We start from the raw sequence: 26409 nt of genomic DNA, 5'->3' as shown, positions 1-26409 counted from the left end.
CGTACCCGCCGGTCCGTACCCGCCGAGGATCAGTACCCGACGCCGTCGCGCCCGAGGAAGACCACGCGCGCGGCGGTGTCCAGGGCGATGCCGACGTTGCGGACGGCCCTGGCCAGCGGGTTGCGGCGGCGGCCGGGGACGGTCGCGGCGGTCGCTCCGGCGGGGCGGGCGACGGACTTCTGGGTCGGCACCCGGGGGGTCGTGGCCGCTGCCCGGGGCGCCGTGATGTGTACGGTGCTCATGTCTTCAACGGTAGAACCCGGGCGCGCCGGACACATCACCCCAAAGGCCGTATCCGGCAGGACGGAGGTCGTCCTCCCGATGTACGGAGGCCCTGAGGGCCCCGTCCGGGGAAACCGGGGGTGGAACCGTGGGGCCACCGGGTCTAGGATCGTTCGTCTGCCCCCTCCCGAACCGTGGTACCTGCTGAGTCCCGCAGGCAGCCGGGGGAGGCGCCGACCGTTCGGCAACCGGTCGGCTGTACCCACTGTGAGCTCCAACGATCCGCTGCGCCCGCTTCCGGGGCAGCCGGGAAGGTTCGCTGTGCCCGCCACCCCCACCACCGACCCCCTCCAGCGCGAACGCGACCATCTGGCCGCCTCCAGGGCCGCGCTGCGAGCGATGCGCGAGGACGTCCAGTCGCTGGACATCCGCGACGTGACCGGCACCTGGGTCACCGCCATCGTCCTCCAGAAGCAGATCGAGGCCCGGATCGCCGCCCTGGCCGACCTCTCGCACACCCCGCTGTTCTTCGGCCGCCTCGACTACCTGCACGCGATCAGCGAGGAGCTGTCCGAAGGCAGCGGAGGGGAGAACTTCTACATCGGCCGGCGGCACGTCCACGACGCCGACGGCGACCCGATGGTGATCGACTGGCGCGCGCCGGTCTCCCAGCCGTTCTACCGGGCCAGCCGGACCGCGCCGATGGACGTCGAGCGGCGCCGCCGCTTCGGCTACACCGGCGGCGAGCTGACCGCCTACGAGGACGAGCACCTCACCGACCCCGCCGAGTCGGACACCGCCTCCGCCCTGCTCGCCGCCGAGATCGAGAAGCCCCGCGTCGGGCCGATGCGCGACATCGTCGCCACCATCCAGCCCGAGCAGGACGAGATCGTCCGTGCCGACATCAGCGGCACGGTCTGCGTCCAGGGCGCCCCCGGCACCGGGAAGACCGCCGTCGGCCTGCACCGTGTCGCCTATCTCCTGTACGCGCACCGCGAGCGCCTCGCCCGGACCGGCACGCTGGTCATCGGCCCGAACAACGCCTTCCTCTCCTACATCGAGCAGGTGCTGCCCGCCCTGGGCGAGCTGGAGGTGGCGCAGGCCACCGTGCAGCAGCTGGTCGCGCATGTCGAGGTCCGGGGCGAGGACACCGCGGAGGCGGCCCGGCTGAAGGGCGACGCCCGGATGGCCGAGGTGCTGCGCCGGGCCGTGCGCTCGGGCATCACGCTGCCCACCGAGCCCTGCGTGGTGGTCCGCGGCTCCCGGCGCTGGCGCGTACCGGCCTACGAACTGGTCGAGATCATCGAGGAGTTGAAGGGCCGCGCGATCCGCTACGGTGCCGCCAGGGACGCGCTGCCGCAGCGGATCGCGCACACCGTGCTGCTGAAGATGGAGCAGGGCGGCGAGGCCCCCGACGACCGGGTGCAGGACGCGGTGGCCCGCAACCCGGCGGTCAAGGCGGTGGTCAAGCAGTGCTGGCCGCTGGTCGAACCGGCCAAGCTGGTCCTGCGGCTGCTCTCCGAACCGGAGTTCCTGGCCGAGTGCGCGGACGGCGTCCTCACCCCCGAGGAGCAGCGGACGGTGCTCCGGCCCAGGCCCGGCCGCTCGGTGAAGACCGCCCGCTGGACGGCCGCCGACGCCGTCCTGGTCGACGAGGCCACCGACCTGGTGCAGCGCACCCCCTCGCTGGGCCACGTGGTGCTGGACGAGGCGCAGGACCTCTCCCCGATGCAGTACCGCGCGGTCGGCCGCCGCTGCACCACCGGCTCGGCGACCGTCCTCGGCGACCTCGCCCAGGGCACCACCCCCTGGGCGACGGCCAGTTGGCCGGACGCCCTGCACCACCTGGGCAAACCCGCCGCCCACATCGAGGAGTTGACCAAGGGCTTCCGGGTGCCGGAGGAGGTCATCGCGTACGCCTCCCGGCTGCTGCCCGCGATCGCCCCGGGCCTGGCTCCGGCCAGTTCGGTCCGCGAGGCGCCCGGGTCGCTGACGATCCGTCAGGTCGAGCGGGGCGTGCTGGCGGAGGCGGTGATCGCGGCCTGTCACCGGGCGCTGGAGCACGAGGGCTCGACCGGCCTGATCGCCGCCGACGAGCGCGTCCCACTGCTCGCCGAGGCGCTGGCCGCCGCAGGTCTGCCGCACCTCTCCCCCGGCGCCGAGACCAGCGCGGAGGCCCGGCTGACCCTCGTCCCGGCCTCGCTGGCCAAGGGCCTGGAGTACGACTACGTGGTGCTCGACGAGCCGGCCGCCGTGATCGCCGGCGAGCCCGACCGGCGGACCGGCCTGCGGCGCCTGTACGTGGCGCTCACCCGCGCGGTCTCGGGGCTCACGGTGCTGCACGCCGAACCGCTGCCCGAACAGCTGCGCTGACGACAGCCGGACGACGGGTGACAACTGACAGATAACAGAGTCTGTTATCTGTCAGTTGTCACCCGTCACCCACCCCTCAGCCGTCGATCAGCGCCCGCCACTCGGCGACCCTGCCCGCGTCCACCGGCGACTGCCACCCGTCGACGCGCACCGCGCCACCGACGTGGAAGGCGTCGAAGCCGGCCGCCCGCAGGCTCAGCAGGTGCTCGGCCCGCAGCCCGCCGCCGATCAGGATCCGCTGGCCGTAACCGGGCTTCCCGGCCGCGGCCAGCTCCGCCAGCAGCACCTCTCGGCCCGCGTCCACGCCGCCGACCGCACCGGACGTCAGGAAGGTGTCCAGCCCGGGCAGCGCGCCGACGGCGGCGCGCACGGCGGCGCGGTCGGCGCTGTGGTCGATCGCCCGGTGGAACGTCCAGCGGCAGCCCGCCACGGCCTCGGCGACGGCCTCGGTGGCGGCCAGGTCGACGGCGCCGTCGGCGTCCAGGAAGCCGAGGACGAACTCGTCGGCGCCCTCGGCCCGGAGCGCGGCCGCGCGGGCGCGCAGCTCGTCCAGGTCGCCCGGCGCGAAGCCGTCCCGGATCCGCAGCATCACGCGCAGCGGGATGTCCACCGCCGCGCGGATCTTGGCGAAGTCCTCGACCGACGGGGTGAGCCCGTCGGCGGCCATGTCGGTGACCAGTTCGAGCCGGTCGGCGCCGCCCGACTCGGCGGCCTGGGCGTCCTGGGGCGTCAGCGCGATGACTTCGAGAATTGGTCTAGACATATCGGTAGACTGCCACATCCCGCGGCCCCCCGGCGAGCCCCCTGCGGCCGTTTGGCCGGGACCTGCCCTCCGGTCGCGGCCCGTCCTCCGGTCGTCACGCCGCCGGGCCGGGCCACCCGGCGGCGGCCCGGCCCGGTCCGATCAGATCGCGGTGCGCCATCCCTCCGTACCCGGGGGAACGCCGCCGCGCCGCCGCTTGACCAGAACCGCCGCCAGCATCAGCGCCACCGCCGCCGTACCGACCGGGAGCAGCCGCCAGATACCGCCGGTCTCCTCCCAGAGGCTGAACACGCTGAAGGCCGCACTCAGCGGCAGCATCGCGAGCCCCGCCGCGGCGGGCAGCAGCCAGCCGCGCACCACGGTGAGCACCAGGAACAGCGGAACGACCACCAGAACGGTCGACCACGGGGCGTTCATCAGGTAGCGGGTGTCGTAGTTCCCCTGGGCCGCGACCATGAGTCCGCCCAGGACCGCCGACGCCGCCATCAGCGCGCGCGGCCACCCCGTCGGGCGGCTCAGCAGGTCCCGTGGCGCGGCGATGACCAGCAGCCCGGAGAGCACGAACGGCACGACCGAGGTGCTCGTGTAGAGGGTCCACCACCAGCCCATGGCCTCCGGCGCGAACGCGTCCCTCATGCCGAGCAGCCCGGTGACCACCACCCCCACCGCGAAGATCCGCGCCACCGTCCAGCTCCCCACCATCGCGGCGAGGGCCAGCAGGAGCGCCACCACCGGCTGCGCGATCATGATCGCCCGGCCCAGGCTCGTCTCCCCGGCGAAGTTCCAGGCGACGGCGTCCACATCGCTGAACCACGGCGACAGACTCGCCCCCGCGACCGCGGCCGCGATCAGTGGCGCGGCCGCCCCGAGCAGCCGCCCGCCGAGGGAGCTGGAGGTCAGCCTGGTCCGCACCCGCAGGCCGTACGCGGCGAGGTCGAGCGCCTCCCTGGCCAGCGCCTGCCTGCCCGCCTCGGCCGTGGTGTCGGCGAAGACCGCGGCCAGTTCGTCGCCGCGCTCGCGGCGGTAGCGGGCCGGGTAGAGCTGGAGCGCGACCCGCAGGACGACCGTCTGTGTGGTCATGACGGTGGGTGTGGTCATGTGAAGGTCCCCCTGACCCTCGGTCGGACAACGGCGAGGCGCCGCTCGGCCTCGGTGGCGACGGCACGCAGCCGTTCGGCCTCACCGGCCAGGGCGGCGCGGCCGGCCCCGGTCAGCGCGTACGAGCGCCGGGCCCGGCCGTCCACCACCTCCTCGGCCGCGACCTCGATCAGCCCCTGCTGCAGCAACCGGTCGAGGGCGCCGTAGAGCGTGCCCGTCCGCATCGTGACCCGGCCGCCGGAGATCGCGGCGACCTCCTGGATGAGCGCGTAGCCGTGCCGTGGGGCATCGGCCAATGCCGTGAGCAGAAGCAGCGTGGGCTCCTGCATCGCACGTTCTGTCATAGGACTACATATATCGCTAACCTACATATAGGTCCAGTGGAACTCCCACCGGCCGACCCGCCCGACCCGCCCGACCCGGACGCCCAGACTGATCAGGACGACCCGACCGATCCCGACGCCCCGGCCACACCGTCCGCCCGGGCCAGCACAATGAACCCCATGCCGAACACGTCCGCCGCCGCCGGCCCGCCCGCCGCCGCCGATCTGCTCGCCGACTGGACCGCCCTGCTGCACCGCTGCGGCACCGGCACCGACCCCGAACCGTACGGACGCGAGCTGCTGCGCCGCTGGGCCGAGCCGCAGCGCCGCTACCACACCACCGATCACCTGCGGGCGGTGCTGAGCCACGTCGACACGCTCGCCGGACACGCCGACGCACCGGACACCGTCCGGCTGGCCGCCTGGTTCCACGACGCCGTCTACCGCCCCGACCGCTCCGAGAACGAGGAGCGCAGCGCGGCCCTCGCCGTCCGGGCGCTCACCGAGGCCGCTCTGCCGGCCGCCCGGGTGGCCGAGGTCGCGCGGCTGGTCCGGCTGACCACCACCCACCGCCCCGCCCCCGGCGACCGGGACGGCGAGGTGCTCTGTGACGCGGACCTCGCCGTCCTCGGCGGCACCCCCGAGGCGTACGCGGCGTACGCGGCCGCCGTACGCGCGGAGTACGCCTTCGTCCCCGAGCCGGACTTCCGGGCCGGGCGCGCGGCGGTCCTGCGCCGGCTCCTCGCGCTCCCCGCGCTCTACCGCACCCCAGCCGCCCGCGAACGCTTCGACGCCCCCGCCCGAGCCAACCTGGCCGCCGAACTCGGCCTCCTGGAGGGCTCCGAGTAGGACGCCACGGACCGCGAACGCCCCGGGCGGCACAAGGGCCGCCGTCGCGCCCCGGAGCGCGACGGCGGCCGAAAGCGGTCCCGGCCGGGCGCGGTCTACGACAGCCGGCCGACGGGCGACACCACCGCCCCCTCCTTGCCGCACACCCAGTGCGGCTCGGGCCCGAGCTCCGGCTCCACGCCGAGCGCGTGCGGGTCCCCGTCCGCCGCGCACGCGGTGCACAGCGGCCACCGCCCGTACTCCTCCAGCAGCGCGTCCTGGACGTCCTGGGCGACCAGCCCGAGCACGTACTCGGCGCCGTCCGGCCACTGCTCCAGCCACCAGCGCCGGTGTGTCACGGCGCTCTCCACCAGCGACACCACGGCGGCGTCCGCCACGTCCCGGGCGGAGAGGTCGGCGAGGATCAGCGCCCGCGCGTTGTGCAGGGCGGTCTCGATGTCAGCGGTGTCACCGGTGGAAGCCATCCGTCCATTCTCCCGCAGAACGCCGCACGGGCGGCTCCCCGGAGGGAACCGCCCATGCGAGCGAGGAACTGCCCGATCCGATCGAGTCGGATCAGAAGTCCATGTCACCGCCCGGCATGCCGCCGCCGGCGGCCGCGGCGGCCTTCTCCGGCTTGTCGGCGATGACGGCCTCGGTGGTGAGGAAGAGCGCCGCGATGGAGGCGGCGTTCTGCAGCGCGGAGCGGGTGACCTTGGCCGGGTCGATGATGCCCGCGGCGACCAGGTCGACGTACTCGTTGGTGGCGGCGTTCAGGCCGTGACCGGCGGGAAGGTTGCGCACCTTCTCCACCACGACGCCACCCTCCAGGCCGGCGTTGGTCGCGATCTGCTTGATCGGGGCCTCCAGCGCGACCTTGACGATGTTGGCACCGGTGGCCTCGTCGCCCTCGAGCTCCAGCTTGTCGAACGCGACCGAGGCCTGCAGCAGGGCGACGCCACCACCGGCGACGATGCCCTCCTCGACGGCGGCCTTGGCGTTGCGGACGGCGTCCTCGATGCGGTGCTTGCGCTCCTTGAGCTCCACCTCGGTGGCCGCGCCGGCCTTGATGACGGCCACGCCGCCGGCCAGCTTGGCGAGGCGCTCCTGGAGCTTCTCGCGGTCGTAGTCCGAGTCGCTGTTCTCGATCTCGGCGCGGATCTGGTTCACGCGGCCGGCGACCTGCTCGCTGTCACCGCCACCGTCGACGATGGTGGTCTCGTCCTTGGTGATGACCACCTTGCGGGCAGTGCCCAGCAGGTCGATGCCGGCGTTCTCGAGCTTGAGGCCGACCTCCTCGGAGATCACGGTGCCACCGGTGAGGATGGCGATGTCGCCGAGCATGGCCTTGCGGCGGTCGCCGAAGCCCGGGGCCTTGACGGCGACGGACTTGAAGGTGCCGCGGATCTTGTTCACGACCAGGGTCGACAGGGCCTCGCCCTCGACGTCCTCGGCGATGATGACCAGCGGCTTGCCGCTCTGCATGACCTTCTCCAGCAGCGGGAGCAGGTCCTTGACCGAGCCGATCTTGGAGTTGGCGATGAGGATGTACGGGTCCTCGAAGCTCGCCTCCATACGCTCCAGGTCGGTGGCGAAGTAGGCGGAGATGTAGCCCTTGTCGAAGCGCATGCCCTCGGTGAGCTCAAGCTCCAGACCGAAGGTGTTGCTCTCCTCGACGGTGATGACGCCTTCCTTGCCGACCTTGTCCATGGCCTCGGCGATGAGCTCGCCGATCTGGGTGTCGGCGGCCGAGATGGAGGCGGTGGAGGCGATCTGCTCCTTGGTCTCCACGTCCTTGGCCTGGGCCAGCAGCTGGTCCGAGACGGCGGCGACGGCCTTCTCGATACCGCGCTTCAGGGCCATCGGGTTGGCGCCGGCGGCGACGTTGCGCAGACCCTCGCGGACGAGCGCCTGGGCCAGCACGGTGGCGGTGGTGGTGCCGTCACCCGCGACGTCGTCGGTCTTCTTGGCGACCTCCTTGACGAGCTCCGCGCCGATCTTCTCGTACGGGTCCTCGAGCTCGATCTCCTTGGCGATGGAGACACCGTCGTTGGTGATCGTGGGGGCGCCCCACTTCTTCTCCAGAACGACGTTGCGACCCTTGGGGCCGAGCGTGACCTTCACTGCGTCGGCGAGCTGGTTCATGCCACGCTCAAGGCCGCGGCGAGCTTCCTCATCAAAGGCGATGATCTTGGCCATCTGAAGTGGTCCTCCGGGACACGGTCGACTGCTCGGACCAAGGGGTGCCCGCGACGGACGGCCCTGGTGTGCGGGGGTCCTTTCCCCTACCGCTCCCGGGGGCCTCACCGACCCGGTCCGCTGTCACTCTCACGCTGTGAGTGCTAACGCCAATGATTAGCACTCTGGCAGGGCGAGTGCAAGCCCAATCGGCAACCCGCGAGCCGCACCGGCCACCCGCGGGCGGACGTGCGGCGGGCCCCGGGCGCCACGTGCGGCGGCGCCCGCCGCCGCACGTGCCGACGGGCCCGTACGACGTGTGTCGTACGGGCCCGTCGCGAAGCAAGAGGCGCACCAGCCGATGGGCCGAGCCGAACTCCTGGGGTCGGAAAGGTCAGACCGCGGCGCGGACCATGTCCGCCTGCGGGCCCTTCTGCCCCTGAGAGATCTCGAACTCGACCCGCTGGCCCTCCTCAAGGGTGCGGTAGCCGTCCATCTGGATCGCGCTGTAGTGGACGAAGACGTCCGCACCACCGTCGACCGCGATGAAGCCGTAGCCCTTCTCCGCGTTGAACCACTTGACGGTGCCCTGAGCCATTCCGAACTCCCCTAGTGCTGTGCTGGCCCTTCACGCGCCCGCAGGTCGCGGGCCCGGGTCTGGTTTCGAGGCCGGCCCGGGGAACCCCCCCTGGACGCAGCCGTGCACGCCGCGGTCCCCCGCCGAGCCACCGGACGGCATCCGATGGGCGGGCGATCGCGTCGATCGCGGCTGAATGTATCCGGATCGACGCCCTCTGCAACAGGGTCAGCCGCAGGGAATTCCCCGGGCCCGCCAGGGGACACCTCAGGTGAAATCAGGAGGAAATCGGCATTTCACGCCGGACATAGCGGACGAATTACTCAAATCCCCTTGAGAATTCTGACATCTGCCTGACATGTTTCACGGCCGTGCGCGCGGCGCCGGTCTCAGCGGCCGGACGGTCACCGGCGATACGGGTTCAGCCGGATTCGGGCGCCGGTGAAAGGGGAAGGGGAGCCCTGTTCCCAGCCGAGCGACACTCTACTCCGACTGGACCCGGAAATATTCCCGCCGAAATGCGGCCGGCCGCCCCCGCGTACGGAATTCGGAATTCCGTACGCGGGAACGGCCGGCCGGGAAGAGCGGCGGACGGGCTCAGCAGCCGCCGGCCACCGCCGGGATGATCGACACGCTCGCGCCGTCCTTGATCTCGGTCGCCAGCCCCTCCGCGAACCGCACGTCGTCGTCGTTGACGTAGACGTTCACGAAGCGGCGCAGCTTGCCGGCGTCGTCCAGGACGCGGGCGGCGATGCCCGGGTGGTTCTTGTCGAGGTCGGCGATGACATCGCCCAGGGTGGCACCCTCGGCGGCGACCTCGGCGGAGCCGCCGGTGTAGGTGCGCAGGATGGTGGGAATGCGGACGTTGGCGCTCATGGCGGGGGCTCTCCTAGCGGGGTGGTGGTCAGGCGGAGGCGAGGCCGGCGTCGCGGAAGGACTCCAGCGTCGGGCGGATGACGGTGGTCATGCCGGAGTCGGAGACGGCGTCCAGGGTCTTCAGGCCGTCGCCGGTGTTGATCGCGACGGTCTCCTTGGCCGGGTCCAGCTGCCCGGTCTCGACGAGCTTCTTCAGCACGCCGACGGTCACCCCGCCCGCGGTCTCGGCGAAGATGCCCTCGGTGCGGGCCAGCAGCTTGATCGCGGCCACCACCTCGGCGTCGGTGACGTCCTCGACCGCGCCGCCGGTGCGGCGGGCGATGTCCAGCACGTACGGGCCGTCGGCCGGGTTGCCGATCGCCAGCGACTTGGCGATGGTGTCCGGCTTGACCGGGCGGATCACGTCCCGGCCGGCCTTGAACGCGGCCGACACCGGCGAGCAGCCGGCCGCCTGCGCCCCGAAGATCCGGTACGGCCGGTCCTCGACCAGACCGAGCCTGATCAGCTCCTGCAGCCCCTTGTCGATCTTGGTGAGCTGGGAGCCCGAGGCGATCGGGATGACGATCTGCTCCGGCAGCCGCCAGCCGAGCTGCTCGCAGATCTCGTACGCCAGCGTCTTGGAGCCCTCGCCGTAGTACGGGCGGAGGTTGACGTTCACGAAGCCCCAGCCCTCGCCGGCCGGGTCGCCGATCAGCTCCGAACAGAAGCGGTTGACGTCGTCGTAGTTGCCCTCGATGCCGACCAGCTCGCCGCCGTAGACCCCGGCCATCACGACCTTGCCCTGCTCCAGGTCGTGCGGGATGAACACGCAGGACTTGAATCCGGCCCGGGCCGCCGCCGCACCGACCGCGCCGGCCAGGTTGCCGGTGGACGAGCAGGACAGCGTGGTGAAGCCGAACGCGCGGGCCGCCTCGATGGCGCAGGCCACCACGCGGTCCTTGAACGAGTGGGTGGGGTTGCCCGAGTCGTCCTTGATGTGCAGCTGAGCGGTGAAGCCCAGCTCACGGCCCAGGTTGTCGGCCTTCACCAGCGGGGTCCAGCCCGGGTTCAGGTTGGGCTTCCCGGCGACATCGGCCGGAACGGGCAGCAGCGGGGCGTAGCGCCAGATCGACGCCGGGCCGGCCTCGATCCGCTTGCGCAGGTCCTCCGCGGCCTCGCCGCCGAAGTCGTACGCGATCTCCAGCGGCCCGAAGCACTCCAGGCAGGCGAAGCTCGGACCGAGCGGAAAGCGGGTGCCGCACTCCCGACAGGACAGCGCGGCGGCGGGGCCGAGGTCAACGGTGAGGGATGCGGGTGCGGCGGTGTCGATAGCCATGATGGCGGAGGCCTCTCTCCTCATCTTCCCCGTGACGCGGTCGCGCCACAGGCCGGAATTGGCACCTGTCCCGCCGGGCCTGTACGACAGCCGCGCGAGAAGGTTGCCGGGACGTCAACGGGCCGTTCCCTCAGTCCCTCTGGATGAGCTCTGTGAAGTTGTGGTCCTGCTCAGCGGTGACCCCGGCGTGCGAAGGTCCGATCGCTGTACGAAGACTGTATCCGAAGGCGTCAACCCCGAACGGGACCGTCCGCCACGCGAGATGCCCCGTCCCGTCCGAACCCGTCCCACCCGAACCCGCCGAGGAGAGACCCGTGCCCGCCGAACCGACCCCCGCGCTCCTTCCGCAGGCGGCGTCCTGGCTGCGCCGCCGCTCCTGGAGCGCGGCCGACCGCCCGGTCGGCACGCTGCTGGACGCCAAACGGGCGGCGGGCCGGGCGGGCACCGTCAGCGTGGTCCTGCCCGCGCTGGACGAGGAGGCCACCGTCGGCGACATCGTCCGCACCGTCCGCCGCGAGCTGATGGAGCGCCTCCCGCTGGTCGACGAACTCGTCGTGGTCGACTCCGGCTCCACCGACGCCACCGCCGCGGTCGCCGCCGGGGCCGGCGCCCGGGTGGTGCACCGTGACGACATCCTGCCCCGGCTGCCCGCCGCCCCCGGCAAGGGCGAGGTGCTCTGGCGCTCCCTGCTGGTCACCAGCGGCGAGATCGTCTGCTTCGTCGACGCCGACCTGCGCGAGTTCGACCCGGCCTTCGTCTCCGGCATCATCGGCCCGCTGCTCACCGAACCCGACATCCAGCTGGTCAAGGCCATGTACGACCGGCCGCTCGAAGTGCCGTCGAGCGGCCCGTCCGACGCGGGCGGCGCGGTCGTCCCCTCCGGCGGCGGCCGGGTCACCGAGCTGGTCGCCCGCCCGCTGCTCAACCTGCACTGGCCGGAGCTGGCCGGCTTCGTCCAGCCCCTCGGCGGCGAGTACGCGGCCCGCCGCTCGCTCCTCGAACGGCTGCCGTTCCCGACCGGCTACGGCGTCGAGCTCGGCCTGCTGGTCGACGCCCTGGAGACCGCCGGTCTGGACGCCCTGGCCCAGGTGGACGTGGGCGTGCGCCACCACCGCCACCAGGACGGCCAGGCGCTCGGCCGGATGGCCGCCACCATCTACCGCACGGCCCTGGAACGCCTCGACCGCACCCACCGCCTCAAGGCCTCCGCCGACCTGGTGCACCCGCTGCTCACCCAGTTCACCCGCGACCCGGAAACCCGTGCCTTCACCGCCCACACCCACCCGGTCACCGGCCTGGAACGGCCCCCGATGCACACCGTCCCCGAGTACGTGAGCCGCCACCTGCCGCACTGACCGGGGTTTGCCGACCCTGGCCCCCGGCAACGTACCAACCATGGGCGATCTCACGACCGAACGTTCGAGTCCGACCGGCACCGCCCCCGTACTGGTGGCCTCCAACCGGGGACCGGTGTCGTTCAGCACCGCGGACGACGACACGCTGACCCTCCGCCGGGGCGGCGGCGGCCTGGTCTCCGGGCTCTCCGCCATCGCCGACCCCAGCGCCGTCTGGGTCTGCGCCGCCCTCGGCGACGCCGACCGCCGGGCCGCCGCGGAGGCCCCGCACGGCCGCCTCGACCTGGCCGGCCACGACGTCGGCGGACAGGCCGTCCGGATGCTGGACATAGATCCGGAGACCTTCGCCCGGGCCTACAACGGGGTCGCCAACTCCACCCTCTGGTTCGTCCACCACCTGCTGTACGCCACCCCCACCGCCCCCGCCTTCGACGCCGGCTTCCGCACCGAGTGGCAGGCCTACCTGGCCTACAACGCCGCCTTCGCCGACGCCCTCGCCGCCGAGGCGGCCCCCGGCGCCGCGGTCCTGGTGCAGGACTACCACCTGTCCCTCGTCCCCGCCCTGCTCCGCGCGGCCCGACCCGACCTGCGGATCGGCCACTTCTCGCACACCCCGTGGGCCCCGCCCGAGTACTTCCGGCTGCTGCCCGACGATGTCGCGGCCGCCGTCCTCACCGGGATCCTCGGCGCCGACCGGGCCGGCTTCCTCACCCGCCGCTGGGCCCTGGCCTTCGCCGACTGCTGCGAGGCGCTGCTCGGCGCCACCGTCGACCGGACCGCCCTCACGGTCACCCACGACGGCCGCACCACGTTCCTCGGCGTCCACGGCCTCGGCGCCGACGCCGACTTCCTGCGCGACCGCGCCCACCGCCCGGACGTCGACGAGCGCCTCGCCGCCCTCCGTGAGGCCGTCGGCGGCCGGCGCACCGTCGTCCGGGTGGACCGCACCGAACTGAGCAAGAACATCGTCCGCGGCCTGCTCGCCTACCGGCACCTGCTGCGCACCCGCCCCGAGTGGCACGACCGGGTCGTGCACGTCGCCTTCGCCTACCCCTCGCGCACCGACCTCGCCGAGTACCGGGCCTACACCGCCGAGGTCCGGCGGCTGGCCCAGGAGATCAACGACGAGTTCGCCACCCCCACCTGGCAGCCGCTGATCCTGCACGTCGACGACGACTTCCCGCGTTCCCTGGCCGCCTACCGGCTGGCCGACGTGGCCCTCGTCAACCCGATCCGGGACGGCATGAACCTGGTCGCCAAGGAGGTCCCGGTGGTCTCCGACCACGGCTGCGCCCTGGTCCTCTCCCGCGAGGCCGGCGCGTACGCCGAACTCGCCGACGACGCGATCACCGTCAACCCGTACGACATCATCGCCACCGCCGACGCCCTGCACGCCGGGCTCACCATGCCCGCCGACGAACGCGCCGACCGCACCAAGCGCCTCGCCGCCGCCGCGACCGCCCTGCCGCCCCAGCAGTGGTTCCTCGACCAGCTCAACGCGCTCGGCTGAGCTCCTCCCCCAGCGCCGCCAGCAGCTCCACCACGCCGGCCGGGCCCGGGACCACCAGGTCGGCCCGGTCGGCGAGCTCGCGGACGGTCGTCCCGCTGCACACCAGCAGCCCGGCCAGCCCCTCCCCGCGCAGCTTCTCCACCGCCGCGTAGGCCGCCACATCGCCCAGATCGTCCCCGGCGTACAGCACCGACCGGGCGGCCCGCTCCCGCAGGAAGCCGGTCAGCGCGGCGCCCTTGTCCACCCCCGGTGGCCGCAGCTCCAGCACCAGCCGGCCCGGCTCCACCACCAGCCCGTACTCGGCGGCCAGGGCCGCCACCGGTGCCCGCAGCAGTTCGAACGCCTCCTCCGGTGCCCCGGTGCGCCGGGTGTGCACCGCCAGCGAGCGGCCCTTGTCCTCCACCCAGGTCCCGGCCGGCGCCCCGGCCCCCGCCAGCACGTCCGGCAGCGCCGTCCGCACCCCCGCCACCCCCGGGTGCACCGGCGGCGCCGTGACCTCTCCGGCCTCCCAGCGCTCGGCGCCGTAGTGCCCCAGCACCACCAGCCCGTCGACCGCCGCCAACCCGCCGTACTCGACCGCCAGCGCGGCCGGCCGGCCCGTCACCACCACGATCGAGCCGACGTGCGGGGCCAGCCCCCGCAGCGCCCCCGCCACGCCCGGATGCGCGCGCGCCAGGCTCGGATCGGCCACGATCGGTGCCAGCGTCCCGTCGAAGTCGAGGGCGACCACCGCGTCCCCGGGCGAGGCGAGCACCGCCTCCAGCCCCGTGCGCCCGGCGTCCGTGTCCGGCTGCGGAATCTCCTTGAAGACCATGCCCGGACCCTACCCACGCGGCCGCGCCGTCACCCGGCCGGCGGTCGGCTACCGACCGCCACCGACCGCTACCGACCCACTGCCGACCCGCTACCGGGCCGCCCGCCGGGCCGCCCGTACCCGCCGCAACCGGTTCACCAGCACCGGCGCGTGGGCCAGGGCCTCCGGCCGATCCAGCAGCCCGTTCAACAGCTGGTAGTACCGCGTGCTGGAGAGCCCCAGCTCCTCCCGGATCGCCCGTTCCTTGGCCCCGGCCGTGCGCCACTGCCGTCCCTCCAGCTCCAGCACCGCCCGGTCCCGCCCGGTCAGCTCACCCATGCCCCGTCACCGCCTCCGACGCCCCGGTCCGCTACGACCTGTCATTCTCCCCCGCCGGTCCGACACACTCTGCGCCCCCGCGCTCCCCGCCCGCGCCGCTACCGTCGCTGGCATGACCACCAGCTTCGCCCTGCACATCCCCACCGCCGAGCTCGAACCCGACCCGCTGGACCCGGCCCAGATCGTCTCCGGCACCCCCGAGGTCTCCGGCAAGGTCCTCTCGGAGTCCCCCGACGGCCGCCAGCTCCGCGGCATCTGGCAGATCACCCCCGGGGTGGTCACCGACGTCGAGGCCGACGAGCTGTTCGTGGTGCTCGGCGGCCGGGCCACCATCGAGATCGACGGCGGCCCGACCCTGGAGGTCGGCCCGGGCGACTGCGCCGTGCTCCGGGCCGGCGACCGCACCACCTGGACGGTCCACGAGACCCTCCGCAAGGCCTACGCCATCACGCTCTGACGGAGCGCTCCGACCACCCGCCACGCCCGTGGCCGCCGAGGGGCCCGCGCGCCGGTCCGGCTACTTCCGGACCCGCGCGGCCTCCTTCAGCGCGGCCCCCTGCAGCCCCTCGAGCACCTTCTTGGCGTCGCCGGTGACGGCCTCCCCGATCCCCGCCTTGATCCGGTTGCTGACGTCGGTCCACGCCGGATCCCCGAACGGGTAGAAGCTGGCGTTCGTCAGACCCGTCGCGAACTGCTTCAGGTCGTCGTGCTTGCCGTCCGTCGTCATCTGGGTGAAGGCGTCCTGGGTCACCGGCAGCAGGTTGTAGGTCTCGTCGAACTTCAGCTGGTTCTCCTTGGTGTACACGAAGGAGAGGAACTTCTTGATCTCGTTCTTGTGCCCGTTGGCCTTGAACGCCATCATCCAGTCGGCGACCCCGAGGCTGCCGGTCTTGGCCACCCCGTCCCGCTTCGGTATCGGCGCCGTACCGAAGTCGATCTTCCCGGCGGCGGCCATCCGCAGCAGGGTGGGGTGCCCGTTCAGCATGCCGACCTTGCCCGCCGCGAAGTCCGTGAACACCGGCGTGCGGTTCATCTTGCCCGGCTCGGCGTAGGTGAGCTTGGTGTCGACCAGGTTGGTGCGCAGCCAGCTGAAGGTCGCCTGGTTCTGCTGGCTGTCGATGGTGTAGTTGCCGACGTCGTCGGAGAGGCTGCCGCCCCCGCTGAGCGTCCACAGCATCGACTCGGCCGGGGCCTCCTCCGGGCCGAGCGGCAGGCCGTACGGGGTGACCCCCGGCACCTTGGCCTTGATCTTCTCGGCGTCCTGCTTGAGCTCGCTCCAGGTGGCCGGCGGCTGGCTGATCCCGGCCTTCTGGAAGACCGCCTTGTTGTAGAACAGCACCCGCGAGGAGGAGACGAACGGGATGCCGTACTGCGTGCCGAGCATCTGCCCGGCGTGCGTGAAGGAATCCATCATGTTGGCCTGGGTCTCCAGGGACAGCACGTCCGTGGCCGGGTAGAGCCGGTCCGCGGCGGCCTGGTCGGCGAACCCGCCGGTCTGCAGCAGGTCGGGCGACGTGCCGGCGGCGATCAGGTCGTCGACCCGCTTGCCGATGTCGGTCCAGCCGACCACCTCGACATCGACCTTGATCCCGGGGTTGGCGGCCTCGAAGCGGTGGGCGATGTCGTCCCAGTACGGCTTGGAGCTGGTCTCCGCGCTCTCGCCGTAGTCGGCCGCGACCAGCTTGAGGGTGACCGTGCTGTCGCCCTGCCCACCGCAGCCGGTGAGCAGCAGCGCTCCGGCCAGCGCGGTGCCGAGCAGACGGGTGGGGACCTGGGCGCGCCTGTTCAACGCGGGTACCGCCTTCGAGGGGGGAGTCCGATGGACGTCGGAGTTGTCTGAAAAGCGGCCGGACGGGGGAATCCGGCAGGGGGAGGCGTAACACTGTCAAACCCACCGCACGGTGGTCCACACCTCTGGCCGGTACGTGCCGGGTAGTTATCGAAGTGCGGAGGTCATTGCACGATGCGCAATGGCGGCGAGCCGCAGCAGGACGCGCAAAGTGCCGCACACCACATGGTTCTGCGACAAAGCTCACCTACTTTGGACCAGACCAATCCGACAACTGGACTAGACCTCTCCGACCCGACCAAGGGAAACTGTCCTCCGTGAAGCACGTCATCGCACTCGATGTAGGCGGCACCGGCATGAAGGCCGCGCTGCTCGCCCAGGACGGCTCCGTGCTGTTCGAAGCACGCCGACCGACCGGGCGGGAGCACGGCACGAACGCCGTCGTCGCCGCCATCCTCGACTTCGCCGCCGATCTGGCGGACGAGGGCCGAAGCCGTTTCGGCGTCGCCCCGCTGGCGGCGGGCGTCGCCGTCCCGGGGACGATCGACGAGAGGAACGGTATCGCGGTCTTCTCCGCCAACCTCGGCTGGCGGGACCTCCCCCTGCGCAAGCTGCTGGGCGAGCGCCTGGCCGGCCCGGGCGGCCCGCCCATGCCGGTCGCGCTCGGCCACGACGTGCGCTCGGGCGGTCTCGCCGAGGGCCGGCTCGGCGCCGGCCGGGGCGTCGAGCGCTTCCTGTTCATCGCGCTGGGCACCGGCATCGCCGGCGCCATCGGCATCGGTGGCCGGATCGAGGCCGGAGCCCACGGCTACGGCGGCGAGATCGGCCATGTGGTGGTCCGGCCGGGCGGCCCGCAGTGCGGCTGCGGCGCCCGGGGCTGCCTGGAGACGCTCGCCTCCGCCTCCGCCGTCTCCCGGGCCTGGGCCGCGGCCTGCGGTGACCCCGACGCCGACGCGGCATCCTGCGCCGTCGCGGTGGACGCCGGGGACGACCGTGCCGTCGCGGTCTGGCAGCACGCGGTGGACGCCCTCGCCGACGGCATCGTGCTCGCCCAGAGCCTGCTCGACCCGTCCACGGTGATCGTCGGCGGCGGGCTGGCCGAGGCCGGTGACACCCTCTTCACTCCCCTGCGCGCGGCGGTCAACGAGCGGCTGACCTTCCAGATGCCCCCCGAGGTCGTACCGGCCATGCTCAAAGACACCGCCGCATCCCTGGGCGCGGGCCTGCTCGCCTGGGACCTGCTCTCCATGGAGGTGACCGCGTGACCACGCGGATTCAATCAGCGGCTCTGCCGCGGCGTACCGCACTGGCCGGCGCCCGACTCGTCCTGCCCGGCGGTGTCGTCGAGGGCGACCGGCTCTCGATCGACGGCCCGCTGATCGCCGGCTTCGGCGGCGCGGCCGAGCCCGGCGACCTCAACCTGACCGGGTACACCGTCGTCCCCGGCTTCGTCGACCTGCACGTCCACGGCGGCGGCGGCGCCTCGTACACCTCCGGCATCGCCGAGGAGGCCCTCAAGGTCGCCCGTACCCACCTGGAACACGGCACCACGACCACCATGGCGTCCACCGTCACCGGTGAGATCGACGAGGTCGCCCGCCAGGCCTCCGTGCTCTCCGAGCTGGTCGAGGACGGCGTCCTGGCCGGCATCCACTTCGAGGGCCCGTTCATCTCGCACAACCGCTGCGGCGCCCACCGCCCCGACCTGCTGCGCGACCCCGACCCGGCGCTGGTCCGCAAGCTGGTCGACGCCGCCCGCGGCCACGCCAGGATGGTCACCCTGGCGCCGGAGCTGGCCGGCGGCCTGGAGTCCGTGCGGATGCTCGCCGACCTCGGTGTGATCGCCGCCGTCGGCCACACCGACTCCGACTACGCCAAGACCCTGGAGGCGATCGAGGCCGGCGCCACCGTCGCCACCCACCTCTTCAACGCCATGCCCGGCATCGCCCACCGCGCGCCCGGCCCGATCGTGGCGCTGCTGGAGGACGAGCGGGTCACCGTCGAGCTGATCAACGACGGCATCCACCTGCACCCCTCGGTGCTCGACCTCGCCTACGGCACCGCCGGCGCCTCCCGGGTCGCGCTGATCACCGACGCGATGGGCGCGGCCGGCATGGGCGACGGCCTCTACCCGCTCGGCCCGCTCCAGGTCGAGGTGAAGGAGGGCGTGGCCCGTCTGGTCGAGGGCGGCGCGATCGCCGGCTCCACACTCACCCTGGACGTGGCGTTCAAGCGGTCCGTCACCGTCAACAACCTGACGCTGAACCAGGCCGCCGAGTCGCTCTCCGCCGCGCCGGCCCGCCTGCTCGGCCTCGCCGACTCGATCGGCTCGCTGGAGACCGGCAAGAACGCCGACCTGGTGGTCGTCGACTCCGAGAGCTACGACCTGGTCGCCGTGATGCGCCGCGGCGAGTGGATCACCGGCGCCGAGAAGTTCGCCCCGGTCACGTCCGTCTGACCGACGGCCACGGCCGCCCGCCCCCTCCGCACAGAGGGGACGGGCGGCCGTGGTGTGTCCGGGGCCGGTCAGCCGGCGCTGGGTTCGAGCGTCACCTGGTCGATCAGGACGGTGCCGCCCACCGGGGCCGAGACGGTCACGGTGTTCGGTCCGGCCTGGAGCGGCGGAGTTATGTAGGTGGTGTACCAGGAGGACGCCGCGTCCTTGCCCGGCGAGTAGTTCCGGAACGCCAGACCGCTCGGCCAGTCCTTGCCGTTGACGGCGACCGTCGCCTTCACATCGGCCCCGGGGTTGTTGAAGTGCACGGTCAGCTTGTACGTCCCGGCCGCGGCGACCTCGCCGGTCCAGGTCACCGAGGACCCGGCCTGGAGCGTCAGATAGCTGCCGTCCGCCGACTTGGCGCCCTTGACGGTGTTCCCGGACGGCGCGTTCTGGCCCTGCAGCTGGCTCGCGTCCACGGTGCCGGGGCCGTTGGCCGGGGCGGCACTGGCCGAGGGCGAGGGGGCGGTACTGCCCGCCGTGGTGGTCGGGGTGACGGGCGCGCTGGCCGAGGGCGTCGGCTTGTCGTCCTTGTCGCCTTCCGGGTCACCGGTGGAGAGCGCTATCCCGGCCCCGATCGCGATCGCCGCGACCACCGCCACGGCACCGATCACCGCACCCTTGCTCCGGCCGCTGCTCGGCCGCTCCTCCCCCGGCTGCGGGCGGGAGTGCTCGGCGTAGCGGGTCTGCTGGGTCGGCACACCGCCGTACTCGGGCTGCTGCTGCGGGTACGGCTGGGCGGGCTGCCCCTGCGGGTACCCCTGCTGTTGCTGCGGCGGGTAGGGCTGCTGCGGCGGGTACGGCTGCTGACCGTACGGGGCCTGCTGCCCGTACTGGGCACGGCCCACCTCCATCGGGCGGCTGTACGACGTGCGCGGCACGCCCTGCTGCGGCTCGGCCGACTGCGCGGCGCTGCCGTCGGCCGGGCGGTAGAGATAGCCGAAGGGATCGTCGTCCTGCGGTGCACCGCCCTCCGGGCTCTCGGGCACTCCGTTGCTGCCGGCGGTCGTCACGGTGGTCAACTCCCCATCGCGGTCGCGCCGCCCGGCTGCCGTGCCGCCGGCGCAAGTCATGGTCGCTCGTACCCGGGAACCCTACCTGCCGTCTCCCACAGCGGGGAAAGAGCCCTTGACAACCGGCGGGTAGCTCGCGCCCGGCTGGGCCGCGCCGCTGCTCAGCCCGCCCGTCGGTGCGAGCGCTCTCCCCGGGCCCCGCGCACCGAGCCGCCCCTGGCCCGCTTCTCGTCGTACATCCGCTCGTCCGCGGTGTGCAGCACCTCCTCGATGCTCATCCCGCAACCCGCCCAGCCGACGCCGAGGCTGACGCCGACCCGCATCGCCCGGCCGTCGATCCGCATCGGCGGGATGATCGCGTTGCGCAGCCGGTGGGCGAGGTCCTTGGCCTCCTCCCGGCCGATGCCGTCGGCCAGCACCACGAACTCGTCGCCGCCGAGCCGGGCCACCGTGTCGCCGTCCCGGACGGCCCCGCTCAGCCGGCGGGCGACCTCGACCAGGACGGCGTCGCCCGCGTTGTGGCCGAACCGGTCGTTGATCGACTTGAAGCCGTCGAGGTCGCAGAAGAGCACCGCGAGCCCCTTCTCCACCGCGGCCGCGCCGCCCGAGCGGAACGGGCCCGACCAGACCTCGCCGCCCGCACCCTGGTCGGCGGGGACCACGGCGTGCACATGTTCGCCGTAGCCGCCCGGCCAGTCCGTCCCGCCCGGGGGGAAGTCCGGCCCGGGCTGCCCGTCGGGCGCGCCGTAACCGTGCACCGGCCCGGACCGCGGGTCCGTCCCCTCCAGCCCCCCGTACGCGGCGTGCGCGCTGTAGGAGTCGGCCGGGTAGCCGGGGTACGCCTGCGGGTAAGCCCCCTCGCCGTGCCCGGCGACGGCGCCGACGGCCTGCGGCTCGTTGCAGAGCCGCCGCCCCAGCCGGGCCTTGAGCTCGGCGCCGTTGGGCAGGCCGGTGAGCGCGTCGTGGCTGGCCCGGTGCGCCAGTTGGAGCTCGTGGCGCTTGCGGTCCTCGATGTCCTCGACATGGGTGAGCAGGAAGCTCGGGCCCTCGGCGGCGTCGGCGACGATCGAGTTCCGCAGACAGACCCACTGGTAGCCGCCGTCCCGCCGGGACAGCCGCAGTTCCGCCCGGCCGCTCTCGGCGCTGGTGCGCTCCAGCAGGGCACGGTCCTCGGGGTGGACGAGATCGGCGAAGCTCTGCTGCCGGAGCACCGCGCGGGGGCGGCCGAGCAGCCGACAGAGCGCGTCGTTGACCCTGGTCAGCTGGCCGCGCCCGGCACCGTGCAGCTCGGTGATGGCCATCCCGCTGGGCGCGTACTCGAAGGCCTGGCGGAAGCTCTCCTCGCTGGCCCGCAGCGCCTGCTGCTCCTTCTCCAGGCGGGCCAGCGCACGCTGCATCTCGGCGCGCAGCCGGGCGTTGCCGATCGCGATGGAGGCCTGGAGGGAGAACATCTCCAGCGCCTCGCGGGTCCAGGCGCCGGGCCGCTTGCCGCTGCGCGGACGGTCCACCGAGAGGACGCCGAGCAGGTCGCCGCCGGCGCTGTACATCGGGGCGAGCAGCCCGTCGGCGGGGTGCCAGTCGTTGGCGTAGACGGGCTGCGGGCCGTCCCCGATCCAGCGCGGGATGTCGCTGGCGACGGCCCAGCCCCGGTCGTAGGGGAGGAAGCGCAGGGTGCCCCAGTGGTCGCTGACGCCGAGCAGCCGGTCCCAGGACTCGCGCGAACCGACCTGGCCGAGCAGGACGGAGGGGCCGCCCATGGCGCTCTCCTCCAGCTCCCAGACGGCCGCCACCACGAGGTCGCCGTCCGGGCGGACGAGGCTGACCGCGGCGGCGTCGAAGCCGAGCCCGTGCACCGCGCCCTCGACCACGGCCTGCAGCGTGCCCGCCAGGCTGCGGGCAGCGTTGAGGTCCGCCACGACCCGGTGCAAGGTGCGGAGGGTCGCGAGACGGACGTACGGCTCCGACTCGGCTTCCATGCGGGGGCTCCCCGGCTGCTTCGGATAGTTCTTGAATGGTTATCGTCCGATTGCCAGAAGAACTGAATCACAGGGAGCACAGCGTTCGGCACGCTCGGTCAGCAATAGGCCGTCACTTGTGACTTAAATCACACAAGACTTATGCGCCCTTAATCAGTTCATCCGTCCCGTATGGGGACATAAGGCTTCATCGGGATATTTCTCCTGGTCGGCCGCATTGACCGCGCACTGAAGCCACCTGACGGCCGGCGGGCTCCCTGCTTCACTCCTGCGGGTGAGTCCGGCGGCGAACCGTAACCTCTGCGCCGTTGGTCCTACGACCACGGCCCGATGCCGTTCTGCCCGGCCGCCGACTACCGTGCGGTACGTGTACTCGTCCCCGCAGCCCGAAGCTGCCCCCCAAGCGACGCCCGACGAGTTCCGGGCAGCGCTCTCCCAGCTCGCCTCCGGCGTGAGCCTGGTGACCGTCCACGACCCGGAGGACGGCGAGGACGTCGGCATGACCGCCACGTCCTTCCTCTCCGTCTCGCTGGAGCCGCCACTGGTGCTGATCTCCGTCCGCGAGGACTCCCGGATGGACGACGTGCTCTCCCGGACCGACACCTGGGCGGTCTCGCTGCTCGCCGAGGAGCAGAAGGCGCTCGGCTCGCGGTTCGCCATGAAGGGCCGGCTCAGCGACCGGCTGCTGTTCGCCGACGCGCCGCACCACCGCGGCCCGCTCACCGGCGCACCGCTGATCGACGGGGCGCTCGCCACCGTCGAGTGCCGCACCGAGCAGCGGATAGCCGCCGGTGACCACACCCTGCTGCTCGGCCGCGTCCTGGAGGCCGTGGTGCCGAACCCGGGCGGCCGCCCGCTGCTCTACTTCCGCGGCTCCTACCGGCAGCTGGGCTGACCCGCTCCCCGGCCTCGGGCTAGTCGGAGTGCGGAGCGCGCCGGCCCTGCTTCAGCTCGGAGCGGTGCCGCTTGTTGGACAGCCGCCGCTCGACCATGCCCCGGCTCGGCTTCGTGGCCCGGCGCGACTTCGGCGGCGGCGCGGTGGCCTCGCCCAGCAGCGACGCCAGCCGGGCCGCGGCGACCTCGCGGTTGCGCCACTGCGAGCGGTGCTCCGAGGCCCGCACCACCAGCACCCGCCCGTCCACCAGCCGGCCGGCCAGCCGCTCCAGGGCGCGCTGCTTCCAGACCTCGGGCAGCGCCGCGGAGGCCGCCAGGTCGTAGCGCAGCTCCACCTGGGTGTCGGAGGTGTTGACGTGCTGGCCGCCGGGGCCGGAGGAACGGGAGAAGCGCCAGACGAGCTCGGTGTCGGGGACGACCACCGAGCCCCGTACGCGGATGGGCTCGGGCATGCGCCCATCATCCCGTGCCCGGGGCCGCCGGTCACCCGGTTATCCGGCCGCGCCCGCAACCCCGACAATGGCGTACGTGATCGAGCTCGGCTACTCCCTCTCCAACCGCTTCCCCGACCCCCCGCAGACCGACTACCGCAGCGCCTCCGTGCACACCCTGCGGTACGACCTCTTCTGCGGCGACGTCTACCTCGACGCCGACGGGACGGAACTGTCCACCGACTGGAAATGGGTGCCGGTGCTCGATTTCGCCTGGGCCCTGTGCGACATCGCCGAGCAGCTGGACCGCGACCCGGACGGCAGCCGCGCGGCCCGGGTGCAGACGGCCGACCTCGACTTCACCCAGAACACCGAGCTGCTGCGGTTCGCCCGCCGCTTCAACTGGGTCGAGGTCACCGCGACCTGGCTGCCGGACGAGCCGCCCGCCGTCGTCCGCCACAGCGAGCTGCGGCGCGAGGCCAGGGACTTCCTCCAGGACACCCTCGCCGATCTCTTCGACATGCACCCCGACCTGGCCGACAATCCGAACATCTGGTCACTTCAGGGCCGCTACCGCCGAATCTGACCACTTCGCGTGCCCGCCCCGATCGGCCTGTTCCGACGGTTCATTGCCCTCGTCTTTGCCCAACCGTGATTCACCGCGGAAATTGGCCACCCGGTACGGAACCAAGTCACCGGGCTCTCGCGTTATCCGGGTCAAAGCAACGAAGGGACAGCAAACACCATGCCAGTGAGCCTCTCCAAGGGTGGCAACGTCTCGCTGACCAAGGAGGCCCCCGGCCTGTCCGCGGTCACCATCGGACTCGGCTGGGACGTCAGGACCACGACCGGTGCCGAGTTCGACCTCGACGCCAGCGCGATCGTGCTGAACGCGGACGGCAAGGTGCTGTCCAACGGCCACTTCGTCTTCTTCAACAACACCAGCACCCCGGACGGCACCGTCGTCCACACCGGTGACAACCGCACCGGCGAGGGCGCGGGCGACGACGAGGCGATCAACGTCAACCTCGCCGGCCTGCCGGCCGAGGCCGCCAAGATCACCTTCCCGGTCTCGATCTACGACGCCGTGGCCCGCTCGCAGAACTTCGGCCAGGTCCGGAACGCCTACATCCGCGTGATCAACGCGGCCGGCGGGGCCGAGATCGCCCGCTACGACCTCTCCGAGGACGCCGCCACCGAGACCGCCATGATCTTCGGCGAGCTCTACCGCAACGGTGCCGAGTGGAAGTTCCGCGCCGTCGGCCAGGGCTACGCCTCCGGTCTGGCGGGCATCGCCCAGGACTTCGGCGTCCAGCTCTGACGCCACCCCGGACACGCCGAAGCGCCCGGCCCTCCACCACGGAGGGCCGGGCGCTTCGGCGTTGACGGCCACCGGAAACACCGCGGCGCGGGCAGCCGGTCGGACCGGCCGCCCGCGCCGACGGCGCCGACGGCGCCGGGTTCAGCGCGAGGCGCGCAGCTCCGGAAGCTGGAGCAGTTCGGTCTCGTCGTGCGGGGTCAGATCGACGACCTCGGGCTCCACCGCCGCTTCCTCCGGCGCGGGAGACCCTGCCTGCACCATCGAAGCGGCGTGCGCCTGCGCCTCTGCCTGGGCCTGGGCCTGAGCGGCGACGGCCTCGTCCCCCACCACGTCCGCCAGATCGGCGCGCTCGCCCAGCTCCGAGACGCTCCCGACGGCCGGCGTCGGAGCCGCCGCCCGGACGGCCGCGCCGGAGCTGCGGCCGAAGAAGCTGAAGCCCTGCCCCCGGACCTGCCCGGACTGCACCGGCCGCGGCCGCTGCCGCTCGGCCGGCACCACGGGCGCGGCGGGCGTCCCGCCCAGCTGCTCGACGGTCGCGGTCAGCACCGGCCGCGCGGGTGACCCGCCGACCGTCGGCCGTTCGCCCACGGCCTGGTCCTCCGCCGCCACGGACGCGGCCGACGCCGGGGCAGGCACCGCAGGAGCCACCGGAGCGGGCACTGCGGGCACCACCGGAGCCGGTACGGGCGCGGGGGCCGGAACCGGTGCGGCGGGCGCCGTACGAGCCCGCAGCGCGACCTGCGCACCGGCCGCCCGCTCACGCTGCGCCTCCTGCGCCGCCGCACGCCGCTCCAGCTGCCGCAGCACGGCCGCCGCGCGGACGAACGCCGCCGGGCTGGCCGGGTACCTGGGACGGCTCGCGGCCAGCGCCCGCTGGGTCGCCTCGGCCTCCTTGAGCGCCTGCTCGGCGACGGCGACGGCCCGCTCGCGCAGCAGCCGGGCGATCTCCGTCTCGGCCTTCGCCAGCCGAGACTTCTCGGCGGTCAGCCGGCGGCCGAACCGGGTGGCCCGCTCCTCGGCGACCTCCGCCGCGTACTCGGCCTCGGCGAGCTGCTCCTCGAAGCGCTCCTCGGCCCGCAGCCGCTGCGCGGCGGAGGCCTCGGCGGCCGCCCGCGCGGCCCGGTCGCGCTGGCGCAGCAGCACCGCGATCCCGAGCGTGGCGAGCACCGCGGCGACACCCACCGAACGCACCAGGACGGTGTCCTGACTGAAAAGCAGCGCGGCCACCGCGGCGACGATGAGCACGCCGGCGGCGGTGGGGGGAAAGACCCGGCCGAGGACGGAGGAATGACGGTGGCGTCCGCGAGACATGCCAAGAAACTAGCGTGCGAATTGGGGCCGTGTCAGCCCAGGGTCCCCTTTAGCCCTTGACAGCACGCAACCTTTACCGCACGTGCCCGGCCCCTCACTCAAGATCACCGAGTGCCGCCCGCTCAGCGGGGGGATGCCGCCGGGCCGCTCGGGTCGTCGTGGTTCTCCGGCAGCTTGCAGACGTGCTGCAGCCAGAGCGCCGCCGCGATCACCGCCGCACCGGCCAGCACCGCGAAGCCGGCCGTGACGGCCTGGTCCTTGCGCGCCGACACGTCCAGCTCGCCCAGCAGGTAGATCCCCGCGCCCGCGTAGATGCCGGTGACCACCGCCGAGACCAGCGCGCTCGCCTGCCCCAGCACCACCGCCCGGGCCGCGCCGAGCGGGTCGACCCCCTTCGCCCCGGGCTGCCGCTCACGCGCCGCCTTCAGCCGGGACCGCAACGAGAGCGCGGTGGCCAGCAGGATCACCGCCACCGCGGCCAGCACCACCGGCGCCGCGCCGGGCACGGCCGGCAGGGTGTCCAGGGAGGCCCAGAGCTTGGAGCCGGCCCAGGACAGCGCCGTCGTAGCGGCGGTGATGCCGACCAGCAGACGGAGGCGAAGCAGCTTCACTCGGACGAGGTCCTTT

At 72.9% G+C, this 26409-nt stretch carries 27 protein-coding genes and 1 riboswitch; of the genes, 10 read left to right on the top strand and 17 right to left on the bottom strand.

Translation table 11 applies throughout. The features are described from left to right. Positions 1–29: 29 nt before the first annotated feature. Positions 30–242: a hypothetical protein gene (locus ACIQIB_RS08205; protein ID WP_363612584.1), complete on the bottom strand. Its 213-nt coding sequence runs from the start codon at positions 240–242 to the stop codon at positions 30–32. A 301-nt stretch (positions 243–543) separates the two neighbouring features. Here ACIQIB_RS08205 and ACIQIB_RS08200 point away from each other — a divergent pair, with 301 nt between their 5' ends. Continuing rightward, entirely contained in the window at positions 544–2595 is a 2052-nt protein-coding gene (locus ACIQIB_RS08200; protein ID WP_400757285.1) for a HelD family protein, read from the top strand. Between the two features lie 76 nt (positions 2596–2671). Here ACIQIB_RS08200 and ACIQIB_RS08195 read toward each other — a convergent pair whose 3' ends face one another. The 3 genes from ACIQIB_RS08195 to ACIQIB_RS08185 all read right to left on the bottom strand — a co-directional run bounded on the left by ACIQIB_RS08195 (position 2672) and on the right by ACIQIB_RS08185 (position 4800). Then, positions 2672–3358 (bottom strand): copper homeostasis protein CutC, encoded by a 687-nt coding sequence (locus ACIQIB_RS08195; protein ID WP_400757283.1) that lies wholly within the window; start codon positions 3356–3358, stop codon positions 2672–2674. 141 nt (positions 3359–3499) lie between these two features. Further along, positions 3500–4438: a hypothetical protein gene (locus tag ACIQIB_RS08190; RefSeq protein WP_400757282.1), complete on the bottom strand. Its 939-nt coding sequence runs from the start codon at positions 4436–4438 to the stop codon at positions 3500–3502. 14 nt (positions 4439–4452) lie between these two features. Then, entirely contained in the window at positions 4453–4800 is a 348-nt protein-coding gene (locus tag ACIQIB_RS08185) for a PadR family transcriptional regulator (protein WP_363612592.1), read from the bottom strand. Between the two features lie 159 nt (positions 4801–4959). Here ACIQIB_RS08185 and ACIQIB_RS08180 point away from each other — a divergent pair, with 159 nt between their 5' ends. Continuing rightward, a complete protein-coding gene (locus tag ACIQIB_RS08180; protein WP_400757280.1) occupies positions 4960–5628 on the top strand; it encodes a hypothetical protein in 669 nt (222 codons plus the stop codon). 95 nt (positions 5629–5723) lie between these two features. Here the strand turns inward: ACIQIB_RS08180 and ACIQIB_RS08175 are convergent, their stop codons facing one another. The 5 genes from ACIQIB_RS08175 to thrC all read right to left on the bottom strand — a co-directional run bounded on the left by ACIQIB_RS08175 (position 5724) and on the right by thrC (position 10553). Continuing rightward, positions 5724–6092 (bottom strand): hypothetical protein, encoded by a 369-nt coding sequence (locus ACIQIB_RS08175; RefSeq protein WP_400757278.1) that lies wholly within the window; start codon positions 6090–6092, stop codon positions 5724–5726. A gap of 91 nt (positions 6093–6183) precedes the next feature. Further along, positions 6184–7806 carry a chaperonin GroEL gene (gene groL, locus ACIQIB_RS08170; RefSeq protein ID WP_363612598.1) on the bottom strand — a complete coding sequence of 541 codons (1623 nt, stop codon included), beginning with the start codon at positions 7804–7806 and terminating at the stop codon, positions 6184–6186. Between the two features lie 373 nt (positions 7807–8179). Further along, a complete protein-coding gene (locus ACIQIB_RS08165) occupies positions 8180–8383 on the bottom strand; it encodes a cold-shock protein (protein ID WP_030289665.1) in 204 nt (67 codons plus the stop codon). A gap of 576 nt (positions 8384–8959) precedes the next feature. Further along, positions 8960–9238 (bottom strand): ubiquitin-like small modifier protein 1, encoded by a 279-nt coding sequence (locus ACIQIB_RS08160; protein WP_363612600.1) that lies wholly within the window; start codon positions 9236–9238, stop codon positions 8960–8962. 28 nt (positions 9239–9266) lie between these two features. Then, complete coding sequence (gene thrC / locus ACIQIB_RS08155; protein ID WP_400653689.1) at positions 9267–10553, bottom strand: threonine synthase; 1287 nt, start codon at positions 10551–10553, stop codon at positions 9267–9269. A gap of 17 nt (positions 10554–10570) precedes the next feature. Further along, positions 10571–10703: riboswitch (SAM riboswitch) on the bottom strand. 164 nt (positions 10704–10867) lie between these two features. Between thrC and ACIQIB_RS08150 the strand changes: the two genes are divergently transcribed. Together ACIQIB_RS08150 and ACIQIB_RS08145 are read left to right on the top strand one after the other, a co-directional pair. Further along, entirely contained in the window at positions 10868–11908 is a 1041-nt protein-coding gene (locus tag ACIQIB_RS08150) for a glucosyl-3-phosphoglycerate synthase (RefSeq protein ID WP_363612605.1), read from the top strand. Positions 11909–11948: 40 nt separating this feature from the next. Continuing rightward, positions 11949–13418, top strand: coding sequence for a trehalose-6-phosphate synthase (locus tag ACIQIB_RS08145; protein WP_363612607.1), 1470 nt, complete (start codon positions 11949–11951; stop codon positions 13416–13418). Here ACIQIB_RS08145 and otsB read toward each other — a convergent pair. Together otsB and ACIQIB_RS08135 are read right to left on the bottom strand one after the other, a co-directional pair. Then, positions 13402–14232, bottom strand: a complete 831-nt coding sequence (gene otsB / locus ACIQIB_RS08140; protein ID WP_363612609.1) for a trehalose-phosphatase — start codon at positions 14230–14232, stop codon at positions 13402–13404. The two genes, ACIQIB_RS08145 and otsB, sit on opposite strands and share 17 nt — an antisense overlap. A 90-nt stretch (positions 14233–14322) precedes the next feature. Then, positions 14323–14550: a DUF3263 domain-containing protein gene (locus tag ACIQIB_RS08135; protein ID WP_363612611.1), complete on the bottom strand. Its 228-nt coding sequence runs from the start codon at positions 14548–14550 to the stop codon at positions 14323–14325. Positions 14551–14662: 112 nt separating this feature from the next. Here ACIQIB_RS08135 and ACIQIB_RS08130 point away from each other — a divergent pair, with 112 nt between their 5' ends. Continuing rightward, positions 14663–15007 (top strand): cupin domain-containing protein, encoded by a 345-nt coding sequence (locus ACIQIB_RS08130; protein WP_363612613.1) that lies wholly within the window; start codon positions 14663–14665, stop codon positions 15005–15007. Positions 15008–15067: 60 nt separating this feature from the next. On the opposite strand, the gene ACIQIB_RS08125 is transcribed toward ACIQIB_RS08130, so the two are convergent. Further along, the gene (locus ACIQIB_RS08125; RefSeq protein WP_400653686.1) at positions 15068–16339 is read right to left on the bottom strand and encodes an extracellular solute-binding protein; all 1272 of its coding nucleotides are present in this window, start codon (positions 16337–16339) and stop codon (positions 15068–15070) included. A 317-nt stretch (positions 16340–16656) separates the two neighbouring features. Here ACIQIB_RS08125 and ACIQIB_RS08120 point away from each other — a divergent pair, with 317 nt between their 5' ends. Further along, the gene (locus ACIQIB_RS08120) at positions 16657–17604 is read left to right on the top strand and encodes an ROK family protein (protein WP_363612617.1); all 948 of its coding nucleotides are present in this window, start codon (positions 16657–16659) and stop codon (positions 17602–17604) included. Then, on the top strand, positions 17601–18797 hold the full coding sequence (gene nagA / locus ACIQIB_RS08115) for an N-acetylglucosamine-6-phosphate deacetylase (RefSeq protein ID WP_400757275.1): 1197 nt from the start codon (positions 17601–17603) through the stop codon (positions 18795–18797). Before ACIQIB_RS08120 ends, nagA begins: the two co-directional genes overlap by 4 nt. A gap of 68 nt (positions 18798–18865) precedes the next feature. Here nagA and ACIQIB_RS08110 read toward each other — a convergent pair whose 3' ends face one another. Together ACIQIB_RS08110 and ACIQIB_RS08105 are read right to left on the bottom strand one after the other, a co-directional pair. Then, positions 18866–19849: a carbohydrate-binding protein gene (locus ACIQIB_RS08110; protein WP_363612619.1), complete on the bottom strand. Its 984-nt coding sequence runs from the start codon at positions 19847–19849 to the stop codon at positions 18866–18868. A gap of 161 nt (positions 19850–20010) precedes the next feature. After that, positions 20011–21825, bottom strand: coding sequence for a diguanylate cyclase domain-containing protein (locus ACIQIB_RS08105; RefSeq protein ID WP_363612621.1), 1815 nt, complete (start codon positions 21823–21825; stop codon positions 20011–20013). 367 nt (positions 21826–22192) lie between these two features. Between ACIQIB_RS08105 and ACIQIB_RS08100 the strand changes: the two genes are divergently transcribed. Next, positions 22193–22720, top strand: coding sequence for a flavin reductase family protein (locus tag ACIQIB_RS08100; RefSeq protein WP_363612623.1), 528 nt, complete (start codon positions 22193–22195; stop codon positions 22718–22720). Positions 22721–22739: 19 nt separating this feature from the next. On the opposite strand, the gene arfB is transcribed toward ACIQIB_RS08100, so the two are convergent. After that, complete coding sequence (gene arfB, locus ACIQIB_RS08095; RefSeq protein WP_363612625.1) at positions 22740–23171, bottom strand: alternative ribosome rescue aminoacyl-tRNA hydrolase ArfB; 432 nt, start codon at positions 23169–23171, stop codon at positions 22740–22742. Positions 23172–23238: 67 nt separating this feature from the next. Between arfB and ACIQIB_RS08090 the strand changes: the two genes are divergently transcribed. Together ACIQIB_RS08090 and ACIQIB_RS08085 are read left to right on the top strand one after the other, a co-directional pair. Further along, entirely contained in the window at positions 23239–23736 is a 498-nt protein-coding gene (locus ACIQIB_RS08090) for a hypothetical protein (RefSeq protein ID WP_400653683.1), read from the top strand. A gap of 159 nt (positions 23737–23895) precedes the next feature. After that, on the top strand, positions 23896–24471 hold the full coding sequence (locus tag ACIQIB_RS08085; RefSeq protein WP_363612629.1) for a TerD family protein: 576 nt from the start codon (positions 23896–23898) through the stop codon (positions 24469–24471). Between the two features lie 141 nt (positions 24472–24612). Here ACIQIB_RS08085 and ACIQIB_RS08080 read toward each other — a convergent pair whose 3' ends face one another. Both ACIQIB_RS08080 and ACIQIB_RS08075 read right to left on the bottom strand, forming a co-directional pair. Beyond that, on the bottom strand, positions 24613–25782 hold the full coding sequence (locus tag ACIQIB_RS08080; protein ID WP_400757274.1) for a hypothetical protein: 1170 nt from the start codon (positions 25780–25782) through the stop codon (positions 24613–24615). Positions 25783–25904: 122 nt separating this feature from the next. Beyond that, the gene (locus tag ACIQIB_RS08075; RefSeq protein WP_363612633.1) at positions 25905–26393 is read right to left on the bottom strand and encodes a DUF3180 domain-containing protein; all 489 of its coding nucleotides are present in this window, start codon (positions 26391–26393) and stop codon (positions 25905–25907) included. Positions 26394–26409: the final 16 nt, after the last annotated feature.

Origin of the sequence: Kitasatospora sp. NPDC092286, assembly GCF_044755565.1 — a bacterium.
In the GTDB taxonomy this organism is placed as follows: Bacteria; Actinomycetota; Actinomycetes; order Streptomycetales; family Streptomycetaceae; genus Kitasatospora.
This window is presented reverse-complemented; position numbering and strand designations above follow the sequence as displayed.

Excerpts from the sequence above, each read along its gene's own strand:
- ACIQIB_RS08205 (WP_363612584.1), bottom strand. The coding sequence starts at position 242 with ATGAGCACCGTACACATCACGGCGCCCCGGGCAGCGGCCACGACCCCC.
- ACIQIB_RS08195 (WP_400757283.1), bottom strand. The coding sequence starts at position 3,358 with ATGTCTAGACCAATTCTCGAAGTCATCGCGCTGACGCCCCAGGACGCC.
- ACIQIB_RS08190 (WP_400757282.1), bottom strand. The coding sequence starts at position 4,438 with ATGACCACACAGACGGTCGTCCTGCGGGTCGCGCTCCAGCTCTACCCG.
- ACIQIB_RS08185 (WP_363612592.1), bottom strand. The coding sequence starts at position 4,800 with ATGACAGAACGTGCGATGCAGGAGCCCACGCTGCTTCTGCTCACGGCA.
- ACIQIB_RS08180 (WP_400757280.1), top strand. The coding sequence starts at position 4,960 with ATGCCGAACACGTCCGCCGCCGCCGGCCCGCCCGCCGCCGCCGATCTG.
- ACIQIB_RS08175 (WP_400757278.1), bottom strand. The coding sequence starts at position 6,092 with ATGGCTTCCACCGGTGACACCGCTGACATCGAGACCGCCCTGCACAAC.
- groL (WP_363612598.1), bottom strand. The coding sequence starts at position 7,806 with ATGGCCAAGATCATCGCCTTTGATGAGGAAGCTCGCCGCGGCCTTGAG.
- ACIQIB_RS08165 (WP_030289665.1), bottom strand. The coding sequence starts at position 8,383 with ATGGCTCAGGGCACCGTCAAGTGGTTCAACGCGGAGAAGGGCTACGGC.
- ACIQIB_RS08160 (WP_363612600.1), bottom strand. The coding sequence starts at position 9,238 with ATGAGCGCCAACGTCCGCATTCCCACCATCCTGCGCACCTACACCGGC.
- thrC (WP_400653689.1), bottom strand. The coding sequence starts at position 10,553 with ATGGCTATCGACACCGCCGCACCCGCATCCCTCACCGTTGACCTCGGC.
- ACIQIB_RS08145 (WP_363612607.1), top strand. The coding sequence starts at position 11,949 with ATGGGCGATCTCACGACCGAACGTTCGAGTCCGACCGGCACCGCCCCC.
- otsB (WP_363612609.1), bottom strand. The coding sequence starts at position 14,232 with ATGGTCTTCAAGGAGATTCCGCAGCCGGACACGGACGCCGGGCGCACG.
- ACIQIB_RS08135 (WP_363612611.1), bottom strand. The coding sequence starts at position 14,550 with ATGGGTGAGCTGACCGGGCGGGACCGGGCGGTGCTGGAGCTGGAGGGA.
- ACIQIB_RS08130 (WP_363612613.1), top strand. The coding sequence starts at position 14,663 with ATGACCACCAGCTTCGCCCTGCACATCCCCACCGCCGAGCTCGAACCC.
- ACIQIB_RS08105 (WP_363612621.1), bottom strand. The coding sequence starts at position 21,825 with ATGGAAGCCGAGTCGGAGCCGTACGTCCGTCTCGCGACCCTCCGCACC.
- arfB (WP_363612625.1), bottom strand. The coding sequence starts at position 23,171 with ATGCCCGAGCCCATCCGCGTACGGGGCTCGGTGGTCGTCCCCGACACC.
- ACIQIB_RS08090 (WP_400653683.1), top strand. The coding sequence starts at position 23,239 with ATGGCGTACGTGATCGAGCTCGGCTACTCCCTCTCCAACCGCTTCCCC.
- ACIQIB_RS08085 (WP_363612629.1), top strand. The coding sequence starts at position 23,896 with ATGCCAGTGAGCCTCTCCAAGGGTGGCAACGTCTCGCTGACCAAGGAG.
- ACIQIB_RS08080 (WP_400757274.1), bottom strand. The coding sequence starts at position 25,782 with ATGTCTCGCGGACGCCACCGTCATTCCTCCGTCCTCGGCCGGGTCTTT.